This is a genomic window from Mucilaginibacter gossypiicola, from assembly GCF_900110105.1.
GTDB lineage: Bacteria > Bacteroidota > Bacteroidia > Sphingobacteriales > Sphingobacteriaceae > Mucilaginibacter > Mucilaginibacter gossypiicola.
This window is the reverse complement of record NZ_FOCL01000006.1, coordinates 232,799-251,929: the sequence shown is the minus strand read 5'-3', so window position 1 is coordinate 251,929 and position 19,131 is coordinate 232,799. Positions and strand designations below refer to the sequence as shown.

Sequence of the window (19,131 nt, the reverse complement as noted above, 5' to 3'; positions counted from 1 at the left end):
AAAACTCAATTTGAAGTTAAACAATTATAAAGTATAAGTTGAGATCGCTCGTAAACAAAAAAAGCTCCGTCACCGGAGCTTTTATATTCATTTTAGTTTGGATTAGTCGTTTATAGCTTTTACACCAGGTAACTCTTTACCTTCCATGTACTCAAGCAAAGCACCACCACCGGTTGATACGTAGCTTACCTCGTCGGTCATGCCAAATTTGGCAACCGCAGCGGCAGAGTCACCACCACCAATCAATGAGAAAGCACCGTTTTCAGTAGCTTTAGCTACGGCTTCGGCAATGGCTTTAGTACCACCTAAAAATTTCTCCATTTCAAATACCCCCATAGGGCCATTCCATAAAATGGTTTTTGATTCTTCAACTACTTTGCTAAATAAAGCAACAGTTTCAGGACCGATATCAAGGCCCATCCAGTTATCTTTTATTTCGCCGGTTTTAGCCACATCTGTATTGGCATCATTCGAGAAAGCATCAGCAATAATGTTGTCTAAAGGTAACAACAGGTTTACACCTTTATCTTTAGCTTTTTGCCTTAAACTCAATGCAAGGTCAAGCTTATCCATCTCAACCAATGAAGTACCGATATTACCGCCATCAGCTTTAGCGAAAGTATAAGCCATACCACCACCAATGATCAGATTATCAACTTTATCAAGCAAACGCTCAATCAGTTCAATTTTATCAGATACTTTTGAACCACCCATAATAGCTGTAAAAGGCTTAGGTGCGTTGTTCAGAATCTTTTCGGCATTATTCAATTCGGCTGCCATCAGGTAACCAAAGAATTTAGCTTCAGGGAAAAACTGGGCGATGATCGCAGTTGAAGCGTGTGCACGGTGAGCGGTACCAAAAGCATCATTCACGTAAACATCACCTAATTTTGAAAGTTTTTCTGCAAAGGCAACATCACCTTTTTCTTCTTCTTTATAAAAACGAAGGTTCTCTAATAATAAAACCTCGCCATTACCAAGCGCTTTTGCTTTTTCAATAGCCTGCTCACCGATACAATCATCAGCAAACTGAACTTGCTGACCAAGCAGATCAGACAAATGAGATACAATATGCTTTAATGAATATTTTTCTGTAGGACCATCTTTTGGTCTGCCAAGGTGCGACATCAGGATAACTTTACCGCCATCTTTCAATATTTTTTTAATGGTTGGCAAAGCTGCCGTCATGCGGTTATCATCGGTAATATTATAATTTTCATCAAGAGGCACGTTAAAATCAACCCTGATCAGGGCTTTTTTACCGGCAAAACTAATTTGATCTACTGTTTTCATATCTATTAAAGGGTCATTTGTTATGAACGGGCGCAAATTGAGCATTTTAATTCAAAATACTTAACGAAAAACGAAAAAAGCTGTTTCAATCCGCCTAAATTTCATCTTATTTTAACATACATCACATGATGAGGGCCAATGCCCGGCACCTCAAATTCGGGCGAAACAATCTCGAAACCAAGGCCACTGTAAAAGCGAACCGCCTTTTTACGGGCATTGCACCACAGGTAACCTGCCTGTTGACCGCGCAGGTAAACCAGGGCAAAGTTAACTAACTGATTACCTAAGCCTTGCCCCCGGTATTTTTCGATTGTTGCCATACCACGAAGCTGGTAGCCAACACCGGCAAATTCCCCATAGCTTTGACGATGAAAGGATGCTATACAAGCCAATTCATCGTCAACAAAGTAACCAAGGTGAAAATTGCCCTGGTTATTATCTGAGGGAAAACGGCATTCGTCAAGAGTGAGCTTACCTTCACGTAATACTTCGTTGCGTACGTGCAATAACTCATCAACTTTTATAAACCTGATCATACCTGCAAAAATGGGAAATTTCCCGAAATGGGGAATTTTAATCCCATTAAAATAATAACTACTGGTTAATGTTTCGTTATGCCGCCGCGCCTCCCCAACCACCAATTAAAAGGATTTTCTTATTACTTACTATTAAACAAATAAGGAGTAAGGCACAGTTGTTGCCAAAAGAGAGAAAACACCTGAGATTAAAATGAAAAAATATTTTACCTGCATCCTTATCGCAACCGTACTTTTCGGCTGTAAAAAAACAGATATAGTTTCCGAAGTAATTAAAGGATCAACCAACACAAATACAGGTACCAATACAGATACCAATACCGGCACAAATACAGGTACAAACACTGGCATAACATCGGGTACCGTAAAGCTTGACATTGCCAACCAGGTTGTGCTTACCAAAGTAAGCAATGACACACTCTATTTAAATTACACTGAAACCGCAAATTTGATATTAAACGCTGATGATTATCAAAAATCATCAGCTGTACATTTTAAAGAAGATTTTTCAAAGTCAAGCCTCAGTAATTTCAATTTTACCACTGTCAATAAGGATAATCAAACAGCAACAAATTATCTTGATGATAACTTAAATAATGTTGCCATTAAATCGGCCTCTACATCTACCGTCAATGGTAAACAGTACACCAAACTGGTATTGGAACGGCTTGTGAAGTTTTCAAAAGCGTACAAACAACATGATCTTGCTGTTGAGGCACAAAATGATATTCTAAAGCAAACCAAAGATGTAATCAGCTTTGCTGCATACTATTATACTAACGGTAAAAATCTGGATACCACAACGGTGACGGCTACTGTTGTATATACAAAATAACTTGAGCAGCCAGCTTAGGCCGGCTGTTTTTTAAGTTCGGCTATTTGAACAACCAAATCGGCCAGCCTGCTGCTGTAACCCATTTCATTGTCGTACCAGCCAACAACTTTCACAAGCCCACCAACAATTGAGGTTAGCTGCGCATCAAAAATGCAGCTGTGCGGGTTATCCAAGATATCGGTTGATACAATAGGATCTTCGGTATACTCCAATACATTTTTCATTGGCCCGTTGGCAGCTTGCTTAAAGGCTTCATTAATTTGAGTTATGGTAGGTTGCTTTTTAAGGCTGCAGGTAAAATCAGTTAATGAGCCGTTAAGCACCGGCACACGAATCCCGGCTCCACCTAACCTCCCTTCCAAATGCGGAAATATAGAGGTGATGGCCTTGGCGGCACCCGTAGTGGTTGGTATAATAGAGGCTGATGCTGCCCTTGCCCTTCTCAAATCTTTATGGGGTGCATCATGAAGATTTTGATCACCGGTCATGGAGTGTACTGTAGTAATGTAGCCATCAATAATGCCCCAGTTTTCATCTAATATTTTCACCATTGCAGCAACATTATTAGTTGTACATGAAGCATTTGAAAGAATTGGCGCCTGCAAGTCAACCTGTCTATCGTTAACAGCGAGTACTACTGTTGGTACGTTTTTATCTGATGATGGTGCAGATATAATAACCTGCCGGGCCCCGGCGGTTAAGTGCGCTTCGGCCCCCTCCCTGGAGGTAAACTTACCGGTAGATTCTATTACGACATCGATATCAAGAGCTTTCCATGGCAGTTTAAGTGGGTCGCGTTCGGCAAGTACCTGGATGCGGTTGCCATTTATAATAAGGCTACTGTCATCAAAGCTAACCTCGCCCCTAAATCCGCGGTGAACGGAATCATACTTGAATAAATGAGCAAGAGTTTGCGTATCGGTAAGGTCATTTATAGCTACCACCTGTATTTCGGGGTGCGATGAAATATTCCTTAAAAAAATGCGGCCAATGCGGCCAAATCCGTTTATAGCTATCTTCATTGCATGCTGTAATTAAGCATCAAAGTTAATGAAGCTGGATGGTTAATTTGATTATTTACTTTATTACTACCTGCAGGTTACAATTGGCTTTCAATCACCAAAATTTCTGAACATCAAAAACCCGCGTTTTTTTGAACGGATAAAATAAGTTATTGCTCCGTTAAACGATATTGACAGTAAAAATATAAGCACAATAAGCAATGAGTTATTCAAGCCATTTAAAGTTAGCACCATTATTATAGATATCAGGTTTAAGCAAGACAAAACAAGGGTAGTTTGCAAATGCGTTAATCCAATTTTTAATATGCGATGGTGAATATGGTTCCTGTCGGCATCAAAAGGCGATTTTCCATTTAAGATACGGATAGTGAAAACCCTTAGCGTATCAAAAACAGGACCTATCAGTATGGCTACAATTAGCGCGGGTGCTGTATATATAAAAGGCAGTTTAACCGTGGATATTTTACTCAGTTCAATAAACTTAATAGCCATTACTGCCGTTACGAGGCCAATGAGCAGAGCGCCGGTATCGCCCATAAATATTTTAGCAGGAGTTATGTTAAAACGCAAAAACCCAACTACAGCCCCAGCCATAGCAAGCGAAATTGCCGCAAGCTCATACTGCTTCATATAAATAAAAAGTGCAGCAAAAGTGCTATTTGCAATGATACCGGTAGTTGCGGCCAGGCCATCAATACCATCAATGAGATTAAACGAATTGATGATGAGCATAATAACCAGTATTGACAATATTACACTGGGAATATATGGTAGTGCCGCAATATCAAAAACCCCATACATGCTGCTGATGCGGATATCTCCGGGTATAACCAAAATGGCGGCGACCACAAACTGAATCATGAACTTAGTGCTGGAATTAACCCCGGAAAGATCATCCTTTAAACCCATGGCAAACAACATGATACATGCTGTAAGCAAATAACTAATAGGCAGTGATTTGTCAATAATACCGAACAACAAAACAGTAATGGTAAAGCTTACAAAAATAGCCACACCACCCAACCGGGGAATACCATGGTCATGTTGCTTTCTGAAATGGCCAACATCATCATATAAATGGCGTGCACGGGCAACATGTAAAATTGAAGGGATACATAATAATGTTACCAGGGTTGAAAATACAACTATCAGCACATTATAAACAAAATGATAAGAGCGTAGAAATTCAAGCATATGCTATAAATGTGTTAGTGACCGGCTTATTCATTTAAATATTTATACGGCAGACAATATAAAAGGTTAACTAAAAATTAAAGAAATTGAAAAATTTTCCTAAGAGGTTTAAGTACTATGGCTAAAACAGGCAAAAACACATTGTTTTCACGCATTGCCTTTAAATCAAATGACCACGCCTTAATCCGGTTTATTAAATTGCTGTTACTTACACCCCCTACCTGCATGTTAACCATAACCTTGTTAAGATGTAAGCTGCTTATCTGCCATTTATGCATAAAGCGCGCCATTAATTCATAATCGGCAGCAGAACCGTAGTCAAGGCTGTAAAAACCGTGTTTTTCAAACAAATAGCGCTTACAGTAAAAGGTAGGGTGCGGGGGCATAAAACCACGGTTAAAGGAATTTTTTCCACATTTGTGGCTTTTCCATTTACGGATAATTTTATTGGCAGAATTTATATAATCAAGGTTTCCGTAAATGATGTCGGCTACATTATCAGAAAAGGCTTGCGCCACTTCCGATATAACTCCCTGATCAGCAAAAAAATCGTCGGCATTGAGTGTACCTACAATTTCGCCTGTTGCCAAACGGATGCCTTTATTCATGGCATCATAAATACCCTGATCGGGTTCGGATACCAAAACCTGAATATGCGATTTATATTGGTTAATTATTTGCAGGGAACCATCTGTTGAGCCGCCATCAATTATAATATACTCAATGTTATTGTAATCCTGGCTAATGACGGATTCAATACATCTTTTTATAGTATCCTTGGTATTATAAATAATAGTGACAACCGAGATCTTCAATCTTGCAACTTTGGGAAAAATACAACGTATTAATAGCCGAAATTATGTAATTTTGACTTTGAGGCCTAATTATATTAAATATAACGTGGAACTTTATAGCTGAACATGCGCAATTATATACCTACTTGCCTGATTATTGGAATATTTTTTTTGTTAACCTCCTGCTCAAGCAAACAATATCAATATCTTTTTGAACAAAAGTATAATGTTACTGATACCGCATCGAAAGGAAGCGATGCAGCAGCAGGCCCGTACCGCATCAAACCCCAGGATATACTGCAGATCAGGAACCTGCAAAGTATAAAGTATATTGTTGATGAAGCACCTTCTGCTAATGCCGGCGGAGGAGGAGGCGGGGGCGGCACTACAGGGCAGACATTTCTGGTTGAAGACGACGGCACTGTTGCCCTGCCTGCTATCGGCCATGTAAAAGTTGAGGGGCTTACCAGGCCCGAAGCAGCAAAACAAATTGAGGAACTTTACCGTAAAAACCTGTTGAAAGACCCCATAATCGAGTTGAAAATTGTTAACCTTAAGGTTACTATACTCGGCGAAATAAAAGGGCAGGGAAACTATCCACTAACAAAAGACAGGACCACTTTGGTTGAATTAATTGGTGAAGCAGGTGGCCTGACAGATAAGGCTAATGAAGCAAACGTAAAAATAATAAGGGGCAATCAGAAAAATCCACAGGTTACTGAAATTAACCTTCGGGATATTCAATCAATAAATGATCCCCGCGCCGTACTTCAAAGCGGCGATGTTATTTACATAGCACAAAGCAAGCGTGCCGTACGCAACGACAAATTGCAGAACCTGTCGGTAATAACACAACCGGTGTTACTGCTGCTTAATACTGCCTTAATTATTTTTACGCTTTCTCATCGGTAAATGGAAGAGTTAGAAAAAGTACAAAGAAAGCTGCCCAACCAGGAGATTGATTATTTTAAGATCGGTAAAATACTATTCAGCCGGTGGTACTGGATATTGGCATCGGTTGCTATTACATCTGCTATTTCCTATGCCTATTTGTGGTATACACCTAAAACATATGCCACCGGCGGTACACTTAAGGTAGAAGAAAAAAAATCAGAGATCTCTGACATTATCAGCGTAATGACCACGCCCGAGCGCGGGCCGTCAAAAATTCAAAGCATAACTTCGGTATTAACCAGCCGTACCCTTATCCTTACGGCTATAAAAGATCTTGATTATCGCATCAGCTTTTATATTTCGGGAAGGGTACGCACATCAGAAACTTACCCTCAAAAGCCTCTTGATATTACCCTGGTAAAATTTGATAGTCTTAACTTTTTCCATAGCCTGATAACTTTTAAACCTGTTAACCCGCAAAGTTTCAATCTTACCTATACCTTAAATGGAAAGGAGGTTCAGAACAACTATAATTACGGAAGTGCTGTAAGCATTGGTAATACAAGTTTCCGGATCAAATACCCGGGTGTAATTCCTTCCAAAACAATTTATCTGTTTAAATTCAACATTCCCGAAGATTTTGTTGGTCGCATACAGGGCAACCTATATGCTGGTGAAACAGCAAAAAACTCAAATATAATTGCCATTCAGCAAACAGATTCAAATCCGCAGTTTGCTGCAGATGCGCTCAATGCTGTGATGAACGAATATGTGATTTTTGACAGAAACCAAAAAGCACAGTCGGCCTCACAAATGATCGACTTTATTGACAGCCAGCTGGCCTATCTGTCGTCTGAAGTAAAGGGCTCTGAAAGTTCGATAGAGAAGTACAAGAAAAAATCTAAGATCCTTGATGTAGCATCGGCTTCAACCACTTCAGCAACAAAAGCAGCCGAGCTTGAATCAAACAAATCATTATTAAAAATACAATTAATAGCGCTTGATCAGCTAAGCACTCAAATAACCAAGGAAAAAAATAATGTAACCCTAAACTTTAATGTTGGCGGTGCTAATCTTCCATCGTTGGAGATTTTGGTAGGCCGTTTGGATAACCTGATAACGGAAAGGGCAAGTTTATTAACCACTTACAATGCCGATTCGCAGCCTGTTCAAAACATTAATCAAAGCATTATCCAAATTAAAACCACTGCTTTAAATAATATAAAACAGATCAGATCCGGCATTGAAAAAAACCTACAGTTTCTTGATGGTCAGCTCGGACAGGTTAATTCAACAATCGAAGCCTTACCCGCTGCTCAACGCGATATGGTAAGCTTACAGCGCGATTTTGATATTAATGATAAAGTGTACTCCTTCTTGTCTGAAAAAAAGTTGGAAGCTCAGATCAGCCGCGCCGGAATTTTACCGGGTGCTACTATCATCGAGCTTGCCCAACCAAATTTTAACCCGGTTTCACCCAACGAACATAACATACATCGTACGGCAACCATCTTAGGGTTGGCTATAGGCCTTGGCCTTATCATCCTCATCAGGGTATTAAACCCCTATATCTATGACAAGGAAACAATTGAAAGCCTTACCACTATACCTATCCTGGGCGTTATCAGAAAATTCCCTGAAGATATTGATGAAGGTAGCGAGCAAATCCTTGCCATCAGTAAACCCAAATCAATTTTCGCCGAATCGGTTAGGTCTGTACGTACCAATCTCAGCTTCCTTTCTTCAGAAAAAGCGAGTAAAGTTATTTGTATAACCTCTGAAGTGGCAGGTGAAGGTAAATCATTCGTAGCAGTAAATTTATCAAGTACCCTTTCGCTTATTGATAAAAAAGTAATACTAATCGGAGCCGATTTAAGGCGCTCAAGACTGCATAAAACTTTTCACGTAGCCAATGACATTGGCTTAACCAATTACCTGGCCCACCAAACAGAAATTGATGATATCATTCGCCATTCGGGACAGGAAAATCTTGATTTTATAGTTTCGGGCCCGGTGCCTCCTAATCCGTCAGAATTGTTACACAGCAAACGGATGAGTACTTTAATTGAAATACTTAAAACGAGATATGATGTAGTAATGATTGATACCGCCCCTATCGGGCTGGTATCAGATGCTATACCGCTTATCAGGATAAGTGATATCAATGTTTTCGTGATCCGCTCGGGCAAATCAAAATATTATGCCGCAACTGTGCCTCAACGTATAGCTCAGGAGTACCACCTGGATAATACGGTGATAGTTTTAAATGCCTTTGAGGAGGATTTGCTGCATTCAAGATATTACACCACCAAGTTTACCGGCGAAAACGCAGGTTCGCGTTATTATTATTATTCAGATTACAGCGGTTATGAAGGATCTGGCTATTATCTTGATGATGAAAAGAAAAAATGGTGGAATTTAAAACGATGGTTTAAATAAACCTGTTTACTTAAAAAAATTGTTACTGAAATTAATATGGCAGTAAACAGATGGTACCCGGTTTACACCAATCCACGAGCCGAAAAAAAGGCTTATGAGGCATTAATGAGCAAAGGCATTAATGTTTATCTGCCCCTGCACCGCCAGTTAAAACAATGGAGCGACCGCAGGAAATGGGTTGAAGAGCCGTTTTTAAAATCATACTTGTTTGTAAATATTGCTGAACAAGAACTGGCCGAAGTACTAATGACCAAAGGCATTTCGCGGTTCCTTTATTTTTCGGGGAAACCTGCTGTTATGCCTGATAAACAAATCCATGAACTTAAGTTACTCATGGCAAGCCCGTATGAACTGGAGATAACTGAAGAAGATCTTCAACCGGGCGAAAAGATCATTATCAAAGCAGGGGCATTAAAAGGGATGACTGGTGAAGTTGTGTCGCGCAGATCGCAAAAGCAGCTGATTTTGCGCCTGGAAAGTATTGGGTGCTCCATTATTGTTAATGTTGCAGCATCGCTTATTGAGCGGTTTTAACATGAAGAAATCTTTTAGGCAACAAATAATATTTTATTATTTGCGCTCGAAAGTTCAATAAATAGCAGGTTTATGCCCTGTAACATAAACCATTAATAATTAATTAGTTACAACCAAACAATGTAACTTACGGGGCGAAGCTATGAAATTTAACGAACGATGTGCCGTATAGCAGGGATCATTTCTGAAAAGCTATCTCAAAACGAGATCAGGGACAAGGTAAAACTGATGTGCCGGGCCTTACAGCACGGCGGGCCGGACGACGAGGGGATATTTGAAGATGCAAATGCCCACGTTGCCTTTGGCCACCGCAGGTTATCCATTATTGATCTTAGCAGTAATGGACATCAGCCAATGACTGATGCCGGGAATAATGTATGGATCACCTTTAACGGCGAAATCTACAATTACCCCGAACTTAAAGCTGAGCTGCTCCGGTTGGGAGCACAATTTAAATCGGCTACCGATACTGAAGTAATCCTGCAAGCCTATCTTAACTGGGGCACCGCTGCATTTGCAAGGCTAAGAGGAATGTTTGCTTTTGCATTGTATGATACTGGCAAGGCCCTTACGTACCTGGTACGTGATACTGCAGGCATCAAACCGCTGTATTATTCAGTTAACGACGCCGAACTGGGTTTTGCATCTGAAGTACGGGCATTTAAAGAATCAGGACTGGTTACCGAAAAAGACCCCGACTGGCCGATAAGGTTACTGGCATTTGGTCATATTCCTGAGCCGTATACAACACTAAAAAATGTTTTCAGCTTACCAAAGGGGCATTTTTTATGTTGGAACCACAAAAGTGCAGGCTACACATTAAACCGGTACTACGCTGATAATTTGAAAAATACCGTAATCAGTGCTGACGAAGCCCAGCGGCTGATCCATGATATGCTTAACCAAAGTGTAAACAGGCAATTGATTGCCGATGCACCCATAGGCGTATTTTTAAGCGGAGGCATAGATTCAAGCCTGATTACCCTGCTGGCCGATCAGCAAAAAAAAGAACAGCTTAAAACCATCTCTATATTTTTTGATGAAAAAAATTACGACGAGCGCAGTTATCAAAACATCATCAACAATAAAATAAACGGCCAAAATTTCTCACACCTCGTAAAGCAATCAGATTTCGATACCTTTTTTCCACAGATAGTTAATGCCATGGACATGCCTACCACCGATGGAATTAACAGCTGGTTTATAAGCAAGTATGCCCATGACAGCGGACTGAAAGCTGTGTTATCCGGAGTTGGTGCCGATGAACTTTTTGGGGGCTATCCATCATTTAACCGTATCAAATACCTGGGCTATTTGCGCAAGCTGCCTTCATGGTTATTAAAAATGTCCGTCAATTTTTTTCCCGGCAATTATAAACGGTTAACATCCATGGCTACTGATCATCCTGCCGCCGACTACATGGCCTTGCGGGGCTTTTTTTCGGTGGCCGATATATCCAATTTACTTGATACAGGTATTGACCATATCAATAAGGTGCTATTTGGCACTGTACCTGCCCAGCCCCCACACAGTTATGATTATGAACACGCAAGCTGGTTTGAAACGCATTTTTATATGCAGAACCAATTGCTTCGGGATACTGATGTGATGAGCATGAGCCACGGCCTCGAAGTTAGGGTACCCTTTTTGGATGAAGATTTCAACCAAACAGCGCAAAGCGTTGTGCCAGAAATCAGATTTAACAAAATTCAGCCAAAAAAAATTCTTATTGATAGTTTCAACAGCCTTATCCCTCTTGAAATTTGGAACAGGCCAAAAATGGGTTTCACATTCCCTTTACAAAAATGGATGAATGAGCATCAACAGATAAGCAATACTGATAACTATAAAGGTAAAGCGGCGCAAAATATTATAAAGCAGTTTAAAAATAACAGGACCCATTGGTCAAAGGCTTTCGCTTTATACCTTGTTCAAAATAATGGCTAAAAAAGTAATTCTTTTTACCTTACAAACATTCAGTACTACCGGAGGCATTCAAAAAATGACCCGCACACTTGGGCATTCTTTACATCGTGCTTCCAAAATAAATAAATGGGACTTTGAACTTTGGTCGGCTTATGATAAGCAACATGACCTGATGGAGCAGTATTTGCCTGCTGCAAATTTTAAAGCATTTGGTATAAACAGGATAAATTTTGTGTTAAAAACTGCAGGGAATACCGCAAACCCCGATGTTGCTATATTAAGCCATATCAACCTGGCCGTTATTGGTCTTATAATAAAGTTTATTAACCCTAAATGCCGGCTATGGCTTGTAGCCCATGGTATCGAGGTTTGGCGGCCACTTTCGTTTCTTCAACGCTTAATGCTTAAACGTTGCGACAACGTAATTTGTGTAAGCAATTACACCAAACAACAGATGATAAGCAGGCATAACCTAAATGCCGGTAAATGCATAGTATTAAATAATGCTATCGACCCATTTATGCGCTTGCCCAACACTTTTGCAAAACCACAAAATTTGTTGAAGCGTTACGGCTTAAATGATGATGATTTTATTCTGTTTTCGTTAACCCGTCTGGCGTCTACAGAGCAATACAAAGGATACGACCACGTAATTAGCGTACTGGAAAGCCTTAAATCAAAATTCCCGCAAATAAAATACGTGCTCTCGGGAAAATATGACAGCCAGGAATACATTCGCATAAAAAAAATGATTACTGAGCATAATGTAAGTGATAACGTAATTTTAACAGGCTTTATTAACGAAGCCGAACTTACAGAACATTTCCTGCTTGCCGATCTGTTTGTTTTGCCAAGCAAAAAAGAAGGTTTCGGCATTGTATTTATCGAAGCCCTTGCCTGCGGTTTACCGGTTATTTGCGGGAATGCAGATGGCAGTATTGATGCCATACGCAATGGGGAACTGGGAGAAGCCATCGATCCTGACAATCTCAATGAACTTAATGAAGCCATCATCAGGCATATGCAAAAACATATAACTGCCGATAGCCGCAAAAATTTACAGAAAAAATGCGTAAGCCATTTTAACGAACACGATTATATGACCAAACTTGAGCAGTTAATAAATGAGTGATTTGCACCCGGAAAAGTGGGACATTGAAATAAATGCCAAAAGCAGCCTGCTCGACCTTAAGTTTAAAGATATATGGCATTATCGCGATCTGCTTGTGCTACTGGTTAGGCGTGATTTCATTTCGTTTTATAAACAGACTATTTTAGGGCCGGTATGGTTTTTTGTTCAGCCGGTTATTACTATCCTGTTTTACACCCTGATATTTGGCAATCTTGCGGGTATCCCGGTTGATGGCTTGCCCAAACCCCTCTTTTATCTGGCCGGCACTATCATCTGGAACTATTTTGCTGATTGCCTCAACAAAACCTCAACTGTTTTTAAAGACAATGCCGGAATATTGGGCAAGGTATATTTTCCGAGGCTTATTATGCCGCTTAGTATCGTGCTATCAAACCTGATCCGTTTTGCGGTTCAGTTCCTGCTTTTCATTATCCTGTACATTATATTTGTTTTAAAGGGGGAACATATTGTGCCCAATGCAGCAGCCCTGCTTTTACCACTGCTTATTGTCATGATTGCATCTTTGGGCCTGGGGCTGGGCATGATCATATCGGCAGTTACTACCAAATACCGGGATATAGCTTTTGTAGTAGCCTTTGGTGTACCGCTTTTAATGTATGCTACAACAGTAATATACCCACTATCGGTAGCGCAAACCAAATACCCGAAATACAGCTGGCTTATTAAGTTTAACCCTATTACAGCAGTAATTGAAACGTTTAGGTACGGCTTATTGGGCAAAGGCAGCTTTAGCTGGGAATTACTTACCTACAGCATCATAAGTACTATTTTAATACTCTTGGTTGGGATAGTGATATTTAATAAGGTTGAAAAAACTTTTGTTGATACCGTATAAATGAGCAAAGCAATAAAAGTTGAAAACCTGTCAAAAGCCTACCAGTTAGGCGATTTTGGCACAGGCACCATCTCGCGCGACCTGGAACGTTTTTGGGCGCGCATGCGTGGTAAGGAAGATCCTTTTTTAAAAATAGGCGAAATAAATGACCGTACCACCAAAGGCGAAAGCGATGTGGTATGGAGCTTAAATGATATTAATTTTGAAGTTGAGCAAGGCGATGCCGTTGGTATTATAGGCCGCAATGGCGCGGGTAAAAGTACATTGCTCAAAGTATTAAGTCGCGTTACCTCCCCTACTACGGGTTCAGTAAAACTACGGGGCAGGATAGCCAGCTTACTTGAAGTAGGCACTGGTTTTCATCCTGAGTTAAGCGGCCGGGAAAACATTTACCTCAACGGCGCTATCCTCGGGATGCGTAAGGCCGAGATCAAACGAAAATTTGATGAAATTGTGAGTTTTTCGGGTGTCGAAAGATATATTGATACACCTGTTAAACGATACTCGTCAGGAATGTATGTGCGCCTGGCCTTTGCAGTGGCCGCCCACCTTGAAAGCGAAATACTGATAGTAGATGAGGTTTTGGCCGTTGGCGATGCCGAGTTTCAGAAAAAATGCCTCGGTAAAATGGGGCAGGTAAGCAGGAACGAAGGGCGTACGGTGTTATTTGTAAGCCACAATATGGCTGCTGTTAAAACATTGTGTACACGCGGCATCGTACTTGCAAACGGACAGCTGATATATGAAAACAAACAGCTTGAAGCCGTTAGCTTTTATCAAACCAATAATAATACCCGCTCAACTTTTGAACATCATGATGATTTAAGCTCCGCCCCCGGTAACGAAAACATCAGGGTGCTTAAGTTTATTATCCAGCCACTTACAGGCGAAAGTATTTCCATGTCGACAGGTGTTTGCTTTGAGATGGTGTTTTTTAATCAAAAGGCAGGCATTAATCTCGACGCTACATTTGAGTTAAGAAACAGCGATGAAATCCCTGTATTTCATAATGGTGTGCTTATCTCAACAAACAACAATTCAAAAACCGGGTTTTATACTATTAAGTGTACTATTCCGCCTAACCTGTTAAACGCCGGCAATTATTCGTTCAAGCTTATCTTTGGCGAAAACCAGCGTTACCTGTTATTTGGAGCCGATGATTTTATCGGTTTTGAAGTGGAAAATGAGAGCAAGGGTAGTAACAGCTCTTTAGCTCCGGGTGTAATTCATCCTAACCTCGATTTTACTGTTAGTTACCAGTCATAATTATATATGGAAGGCCCGCACATCATACAATTGCCCAAATTTTTAGACGACCGTGGGAACCTTTCCTTCATCGAAGAAAACAATCATATTCCGTTTAAAATTGAGCGCACTTACTGGATTTATGACGTGCCCGGCGGCGAACGGCGCGGTGGTCATGCATATTTAAACCTTCAGGAATTCATTGTAGCCATAAGCGGCAGCTTTGATGTGATACTGCACGACGGCGAAAAGGAAATGCGGTTTAGTCTTAACCGTTCATACTACGGGCTATATGTACCCAAAATGATGTGGCGCGAAATTGAGAACTTCTCTACCAATTCACTTGCGCTGATCCTGGCCGATGATAAATATGATGAAAAAGAATACATCAGGGACTTTGATCAATTTATAAGCAGCAAGTATGGAAGGTAAATCGTCGACCGTTTTTGATTGCAGTATCATTCATCTGCGCCGCATCCATAACCGTGCGGGTAATATTACTCCTGTCGAAAACAATATCCATATTCCGTTTGCTGTTAAACGGGTATATTATTTATATGATATACCAGGGGGCGAATCACGTGCGGCGCATGGGCATATGCAACTGGAGCAATTTATAGTTGCGGCCAGCGGCAGTTTTGACATCACCATTGACGATGGAATTAATAAAAAAACAGTACAGCTAAACCGTCCGTACATGGGGCTGCATATTAAGCCCGGTATTTGGCGCGATATTTCAAATTTTTCGTCGGGGGCCATTTGTCTTGTACTGGCTTCCATGTTGTACACAGAAGAAGACTATTTAAGAGAATACAATCAATTCAAAGAATACAAATCATTATAAATGCAGTTCCCGTTTCATAAATTTGGCTTAATATTTAGATTGGTTGAGGAAGGCGATGCCGAATTTATTTTAAGCCTGCGAACCGACAAAGTCCACGCCCGGTACCTGTCACCTACCGACAATGATTTGCAAAAACAAATTGATTGGATAAGGGAATACAAAAAGCGGGAAGAAAAACGGGAGGAATTTTACTTTTTATTTGCCAATGAGGATAATGAGCCCGTTGGCGTTGTAAGGGTGTATGATATTAAAGATGATACATACACCAACGGCAGCTGGATCGTAAAACCCGGATGCGACGAGTTTATCAGCATCAAATCAGATCTGTTTCTTTCAGAATTTGCAGCCACCGAATTGAAAAATAAAAGGTGCGTGTTTGATGTAAGGAAAGACAACAAAAAAGCCCTGCGGTTTCATAAAATGTTTGCACGGGTAACCGGCGAAGATGAGCTCAACTATTATTTTACAATAGATGAAGATGGCGCTAAACGAAAAAATGAATTTTTAACAAGTATAATATAACCTAACACACAAGCTATGAATATTGAAAAATTTGTAAGTGAATTTGCTGATCAGTTTGACGATTTAGATACGAGTGCTTTTACCCCCGAAACTTTATTTAAAGAGAATGACGAATGGAGCTCGATGACAGCCCTTTCAGTTATTGCAATGGTTGATGATAGCTATGCAGTGAGGTTAACCGGCGATGATATCAGAAACTCTAAAACAATACAACAGATCTACGATATCGTATTGGCTAAATCAAACTAAATGGCATTTTTAAGCATAAAAAATGTTGCCATAAAAGGCATATCAGCGTGCGTCCCCGCGTACGTTGAAGAAAACCTGGAAATTGCCGATGTCCCGAGTATGGATATCGACAAATTAATTAAAACCACCGGCGTTGAACGCCGGCATGTGGCAACACCGGGCATCTGTACATCTGATATGTGTTTTGCAGCAGCCGAAAAACTGCTGGAAGAGTTAAACTGGAACAAAGATGAAATTGAAGGGCTGATCATGGTAACCCAATCGCCCGATTATCTTGTACCCGCAACCTCGCCATCATTACAGCACAGGTTAGGCCTATCGCAAAATTGTTTTACAATTGATATCTCCCTGGGCTGCTCCGGCTATATTTATGGATTAAGCACGTTGGCCAGTTATATGCAAAGCGGTATGATAAAGAAAGCCCTGCTTTGCGTTGGCGATGTATCCTCGGTATCCTGCTCAAAACAGGATAAAAGTACATACCCTTTGTTTGGTGACGCCGGTACCGTAACTGCGCTGGAATATTGCGAAGGCGATGAAGGAATGAAGTTTCATCTTTCAAGTGATGGAAGCGGTTATAAAGCAATTATGATACCCGACGGAGGGCACCGTAACCGCTTTTCTGAATCATCATTACAGGAACACGTGATTGACCAGGGCATTAGCCGTAACAATATCGAGTTGTGGTTAGATGGTATGGACGTATTTTCTTTTGGTATTTCAAAAGCTCCGGAAACTGTAAATCAGCTGTTAAACAAATTCGCGATAGATAAAGATTCTGTTGATCATTTCTATTTTCACCAGGCTAACCTGATGATGAATGAACGTATCAGGAAAAAATTACAACTGCCCGAAAATAAAGTACCCTATTCGTTAAAAAACTTTGGCAATACCAGTAGTGCCAGTATCCCCCTAACCATGGTTACCGAAAGTGCCGGTGAGTTAAAAAATGGGCAAGCCAGCATAATAGCCTGCGGCTTTGGAGTGGGCTTATCATGGGCAACAATGCAGTGCACTACTACTAACCTGGTAATCCCCGATTTAATATATTATGGATAATCCGTTCTCTTTAAAAGGTAAAAAAATCTTAGTTACAGGTGCCTCATCTGGTATAGGAAGGCAAATTGCTATAAGCGCTTCAGGAATGGGTGCAGAAACCTATATCACAGGTAGGAATGAACAAAGGCTATCAGAAACTTTTGATCTGCTTGAAGTACCCGGTGGTAAATATATTGCCGATTTGGCGATAGAAGAAGAACTGGAGAACCTGACTCAGTTAATGCCAAATTTAGATGGCATAGTACTGTCTGCAGGCATTATAAAGGCATTACCATTTAAGTTTGTAAACAGGAACGATATGGATGCCATTTTCCAAACAAACTTTTTCTCGCCAGCCTTTTTAGTTAATAAGCTATTAAAAACTAAAAAGTTAAATAAAAAAGGGTCGGTAATATTTATATCCTCCATCGCCGGCAACTATATTGGCTCACCAGGTAACTCTATGTACAGTGCTTCAAAAGGGGCGATAAATGCTCTTCAAAAGGTATTGGCCATAGAACTCTCCATGCAAAAAATCAGGGTTAACAATATTTCGCCGGGAATGATAAGGACCGAGCTCATTAATGACCCCACCTTTACCGAGGAGCAGATGAAAAAAGATGAAGAAAAATATCCTTTGGGGTATGGCGAACCTACTGACGTTGCCAATGCGGCGGTTTACTTATTATCTGATGCCAGCAAATGGGTAACCGGGAGTACTTTGGTAGTTGACGGCGGTTTTATAATACGATAGATGCAGGCCTTTATCAAAGCTGTTTCGTACTATTTGCCGGAGAATAAGCTAACCAATGCTGAATTGTCGGCCCTGTTTCCAGAATGGGGGGTTGAAAAAATAGCTAACAAAATAGGTATCGATACCCGCCATATAGCCGCCGGTGATCAATTTGCGTCAGATATGGCGATAGCAGCCGCTCAGCAGCTTTTTGAAGAGCATAACGTTAATCCGGCAGAAATTAATTTTATATTGTACTGTACCCAAAGTCCGGATTATTTTTTGCCTACAACGGCCTGTATTATCCAGGATAAACTCGGTATCCCGGTTAAAGCTGGCGCACTTGATTTTAATCTGGGCTGTTCTGGCTACGTTTACGGACTTGCATTAGCCAAAGGCTTGATTGCGGCCGGCATAGCCACCAATATCCTGCTGCTTACATCCGAAACATATTCAAAATTTATACACCCTAAAGATAAAGGCAACCTCACCATCTTTGGCGATGCTGCGGCAGCTACTCTTGTTAGTACCGAAGGCTTTGCAGCCATAGGTAACTTTGAACTGGGTACCGATGGCAAAGGTGCCGGGAACCTGATGGTAAAGCAGGGTGCTATCCGTTATCCCGAAAAAAGCGCTGATACCGTACAAGACGGCTACGGCAACGAGCAATCGCCGGGCAACTTACACATGGATGGACCCGAAATATTTGCTTTTACCTCAAAAGAAATTCCTGCATTAATAACCGATACCCTTAAAAAAAACGGGGTGAGCAAGGCCGATATCGGGCAATTTATCCTGCATCAGGCCAACCAATACATGCTGGAACACCTGCGTAAAAAGATGGACATCGCCCCCGAAAACTTTTATATCTACATGGCCAATGTAGGTAATACCGTATCATCATCAGTACCTATTGCATTATACGAGGCCATGAAAGAAAAACCTGTGCAACCACAGGCAAAATGGCTGCTGGCCGGTTTTGGCGTTGGTTACTCATGGGCCGGTACGGTCATAACATTTATATAGAATAAAAGCTCAAAGCAAA

20 protein-coding genes are annotated in these 19,131 nt (G+C 40.8%); 15 read left to right on the top strand and 5 right to left on the bottom strand.

Annotated features, from left to right (window positions below):
• Positions 1-102: 102 nt before the first annotated feature.
• Together BMX50_RS21175 and BMX50_RS21170 are read right to left on the bottom strand one after the other, a co-directional pair.
• On the bottom strand, positions 103-1,293 hold the full coding sequence (locus BMX50_RS21175; RefSeq protein WP_091213801.1) for a phosphoglycerate kinase: 1,191 nt from the start codon (positions 1,291-1,293) through the stop codon (positions 103-105).
• Between the two features lie 101 nt (positions 1,294-1,394).
• Positions 1,395-1,829: a GNAT family N-acetyltransferase gene (locus tag BMX50_RS21170; RefSeq protein WP_091213798.1), complete on the bottom strand. Its 435-nt coding sequence runs from the start codon at positions 1,827-1,829 to the stop codon at positions 1,395-1,397.
• A 193-nt stretch (positions 1,830-2,022) separates the two neighbouring features.
• On the opposite strand from BMX50_RS21170, the gene BMX50_RS21165 reads away from it, so the two are divergent.
• The gene (locus BMX50_RS21165) at positions 2,023-2,664 is read left to right on the top strand and encodes a hypothetical protein (protein ID WP_091213317.1); all 642 of its coding nucleotides are present in this window, start codon (positions 2,023-2,025) and stop codon (positions 2,662-2,664) included.
• 14 nt (positions 2,665-2,678) lie between these two features.
• Here BMX50_RS21165 and gap read toward each other — a convergent pair whose 3' ends face one another.
• From gap to BMX50_RS21150, 3 genes are all read right to left on the bottom strand, one after another.
• Positions 2,679-3,686, bottom strand: a complete 1,008-nt coding sequence (gene gap, locus BMX50_RS21160) for a type I glyceraldehyde-3-phosphate dehydrogenase (RefSeq protein ID WP_091213313.1) — start codon at positions 3,684-3,686, stop codon at positions 2,679-2,681.
• Positions 3,687-3,776: 90 nt separating this feature from the next.
• Complete coding sequence (locus BMX50_RS21155; protein WP_091213310.1) at positions 3,777-4,880, bottom strand: MraY family glycosyltransferase; 1,104 nt, start codon at positions 4,878-4,880, stop codon at positions 3,777-3,779.
• A 77-nt stretch (positions 4,881-4,957) separates the two neighbouring features.
• Entirely contained in the window at positions 4,958-5,695 is a 738-nt protein-coding gene (locus tag BMX50_RS21150) for a glycosyltransferase family 2 protein (RefSeq protein ID WP_091213305.1), read from the bottom strand.
• 105 nt (positions 5,696-5,800) lie between these two features.
• Here BMX50_RS21150 and BMX50_RS21145 point away from each other — a divergent pair, with 105 nt between their 5' ends.
• The 14 genes from BMX50_RS21145 (at position 5,801) to BMX50_RS21080 (ending at position 19,112) form a co-directional block, all read left to right on the top strand.
• Complete coding sequence (locus BMX50_RS21145; protein WP_091213301.1) at positions 5,801-6,586, top strand: polysaccharide biosynthesis/export family protein; 786 nt, start codon at positions 5,801-5,803, stop codon at positions 6,584-6,586.
• Positions 6,587-9,007 (top strand): GumC family protein, encoded by a 2,421-nt coding sequence (locus BMX50_RS21140; protein ID WP_091213296.1) that lies wholly within the window; start codon positions 6,587-6,589, stop codon positions 9,005-9,007.
• A 36-nt stretch (positions 9,008-9,043) separates the two neighbouring features.
• Positions 9,044-9,541, top strand: coding sequence for a UpxY family transcription antiterminator (locus BMX50_RS21135; protein WP_091213292.1), 498 nt, complete (start codon positions 9,044-9,046; stop codon positions 9,539-9,541).
• 159 nt (positions 9,542-9,700) lie between these two features.
• Positions 9,701-11,488: an asparagine synthase (glutamine-hydrolyzing) gene (gene asnB, locus BMX50_RS21130; protein ID WP_091213288.1), complete on the top strand. Its 1,788-nt coding sequence runs from the start codon at positions 9,701-9,703 to the stop codon at positions 11,486-11,488.
• Positions 11,481-12,599 (top strand): glycosyltransferase family 4 protein, encoded by a 1,119-nt coding sequence (locus BMX50_RS21125; RefSeq protein WP_091213283.1) that lies wholly within the window; start codon positions 11,481-11,483, stop codon positions 12,597-12,599. Before asnB ends, BMX50_RS21125 begins: the two co-directional genes overlap by 8 nt.
• Complete coding sequence (locus tag BMX50_RS21120; RefSeq protein WP_091213280.1) at positions 12,592-13,455, top strand: ABC transporter permease; 864 nt, start codon at positions 12,592-12,594, stop codon at positions 13,453-13,455. Before BMX50_RS21125 ends, BMX50_RS21120 begins: the two co-directional genes overlap by 8 nt.
• Positions 13,456-14,721: an ABC transporter ATP-binding protein gene (locus BMX50_RS21115; RefSeq protein ID WP_091213277.1), complete on the top strand. Its 1,266-nt coding sequence runs from the start codon at positions 13,456-13,458 to the stop codon at positions 14,719-14,721.
• Between the two features lie 6 nt (positions 14,722-14,727).
• A complete protein-coding gene (locus tag BMX50_RS21110) occupies positions 14,728-15,132 on the top strand; it encodes a sugar 3,4-ketoisomerase (protein WP_091213274.1) in 405 nt (134 codons plus the stop codon).
• A complete protein-coding gene (locus tag BMX50_RS21105; protein WP_091213269.1) occupies positions 15,122-15,544 on the top strand; it encodes a sugar 3,4-ketoisomerase in 423 nt (140 codons plus the stop codon). Before BMX50_RS21110 ends, BMX50_RS21105 begins: the two co-directional genes overlap by 11 nt.
• Positions 15,545-16,066, top strand: a complete 522-nt coding sequence (locus tag BMX50_RS21100; protein WP_091213266.1) for a GNAT family N-acetyltransferase — start codon at positions 15,545-15,547, stop codon at positions 16,064-16,066.
• 15 nt (positions 16,067-16,081) lie between these two features.
• The gene (locus tag BMX50_RS21095) at positions 16,082-16,315 is read left to right on the top strand and encodes an acyl carrier protein (RefSeq protein WP_091213263.1); all 234 of its coding nucleotides are present in this window, start codon (positions 16,082-16,084) and stop codon (positions 16,313-16,315) included.
• Positions 16,316-17,374, top strand: coding sequence for a ketoacyl-ACP synthase III (locus BMX50_RS21090; RefSeq protein ID WP_091213259.1), 1,059 nt, complete (start codon positions 16,316-16,318; stop codon positions 17,372-17,374).
• Complete coding sequence (locus tag BMX50_RS21085; protein WP_091213255.1) at positions 17,367-18,107, top strand: SDR family NAD(P)-dependent oxidoreductase; 741 nt, start codon at positions 17,367-17,369, stop codon at positions 18,105-18,107. Before BMX50_RS21090 ends, BMX50_RS21085 begins: the two co-directional genes overlap by 8 nt.
• On the top strand, positions 18,108-19,112 hold the full coding sequence (locus BMX50_RS21080) for a ketoacyl-ACP synthase III (protein WP_091213251.1): 1,005 nt from the start codon (positions 18,108-18,110) through the stop codon (positions 19,110-19,112). It begins immediately after the preceding gene.
• The last annotated feature ends 19 nt before the right edge of the window (positions 19,113-19,131 follow it).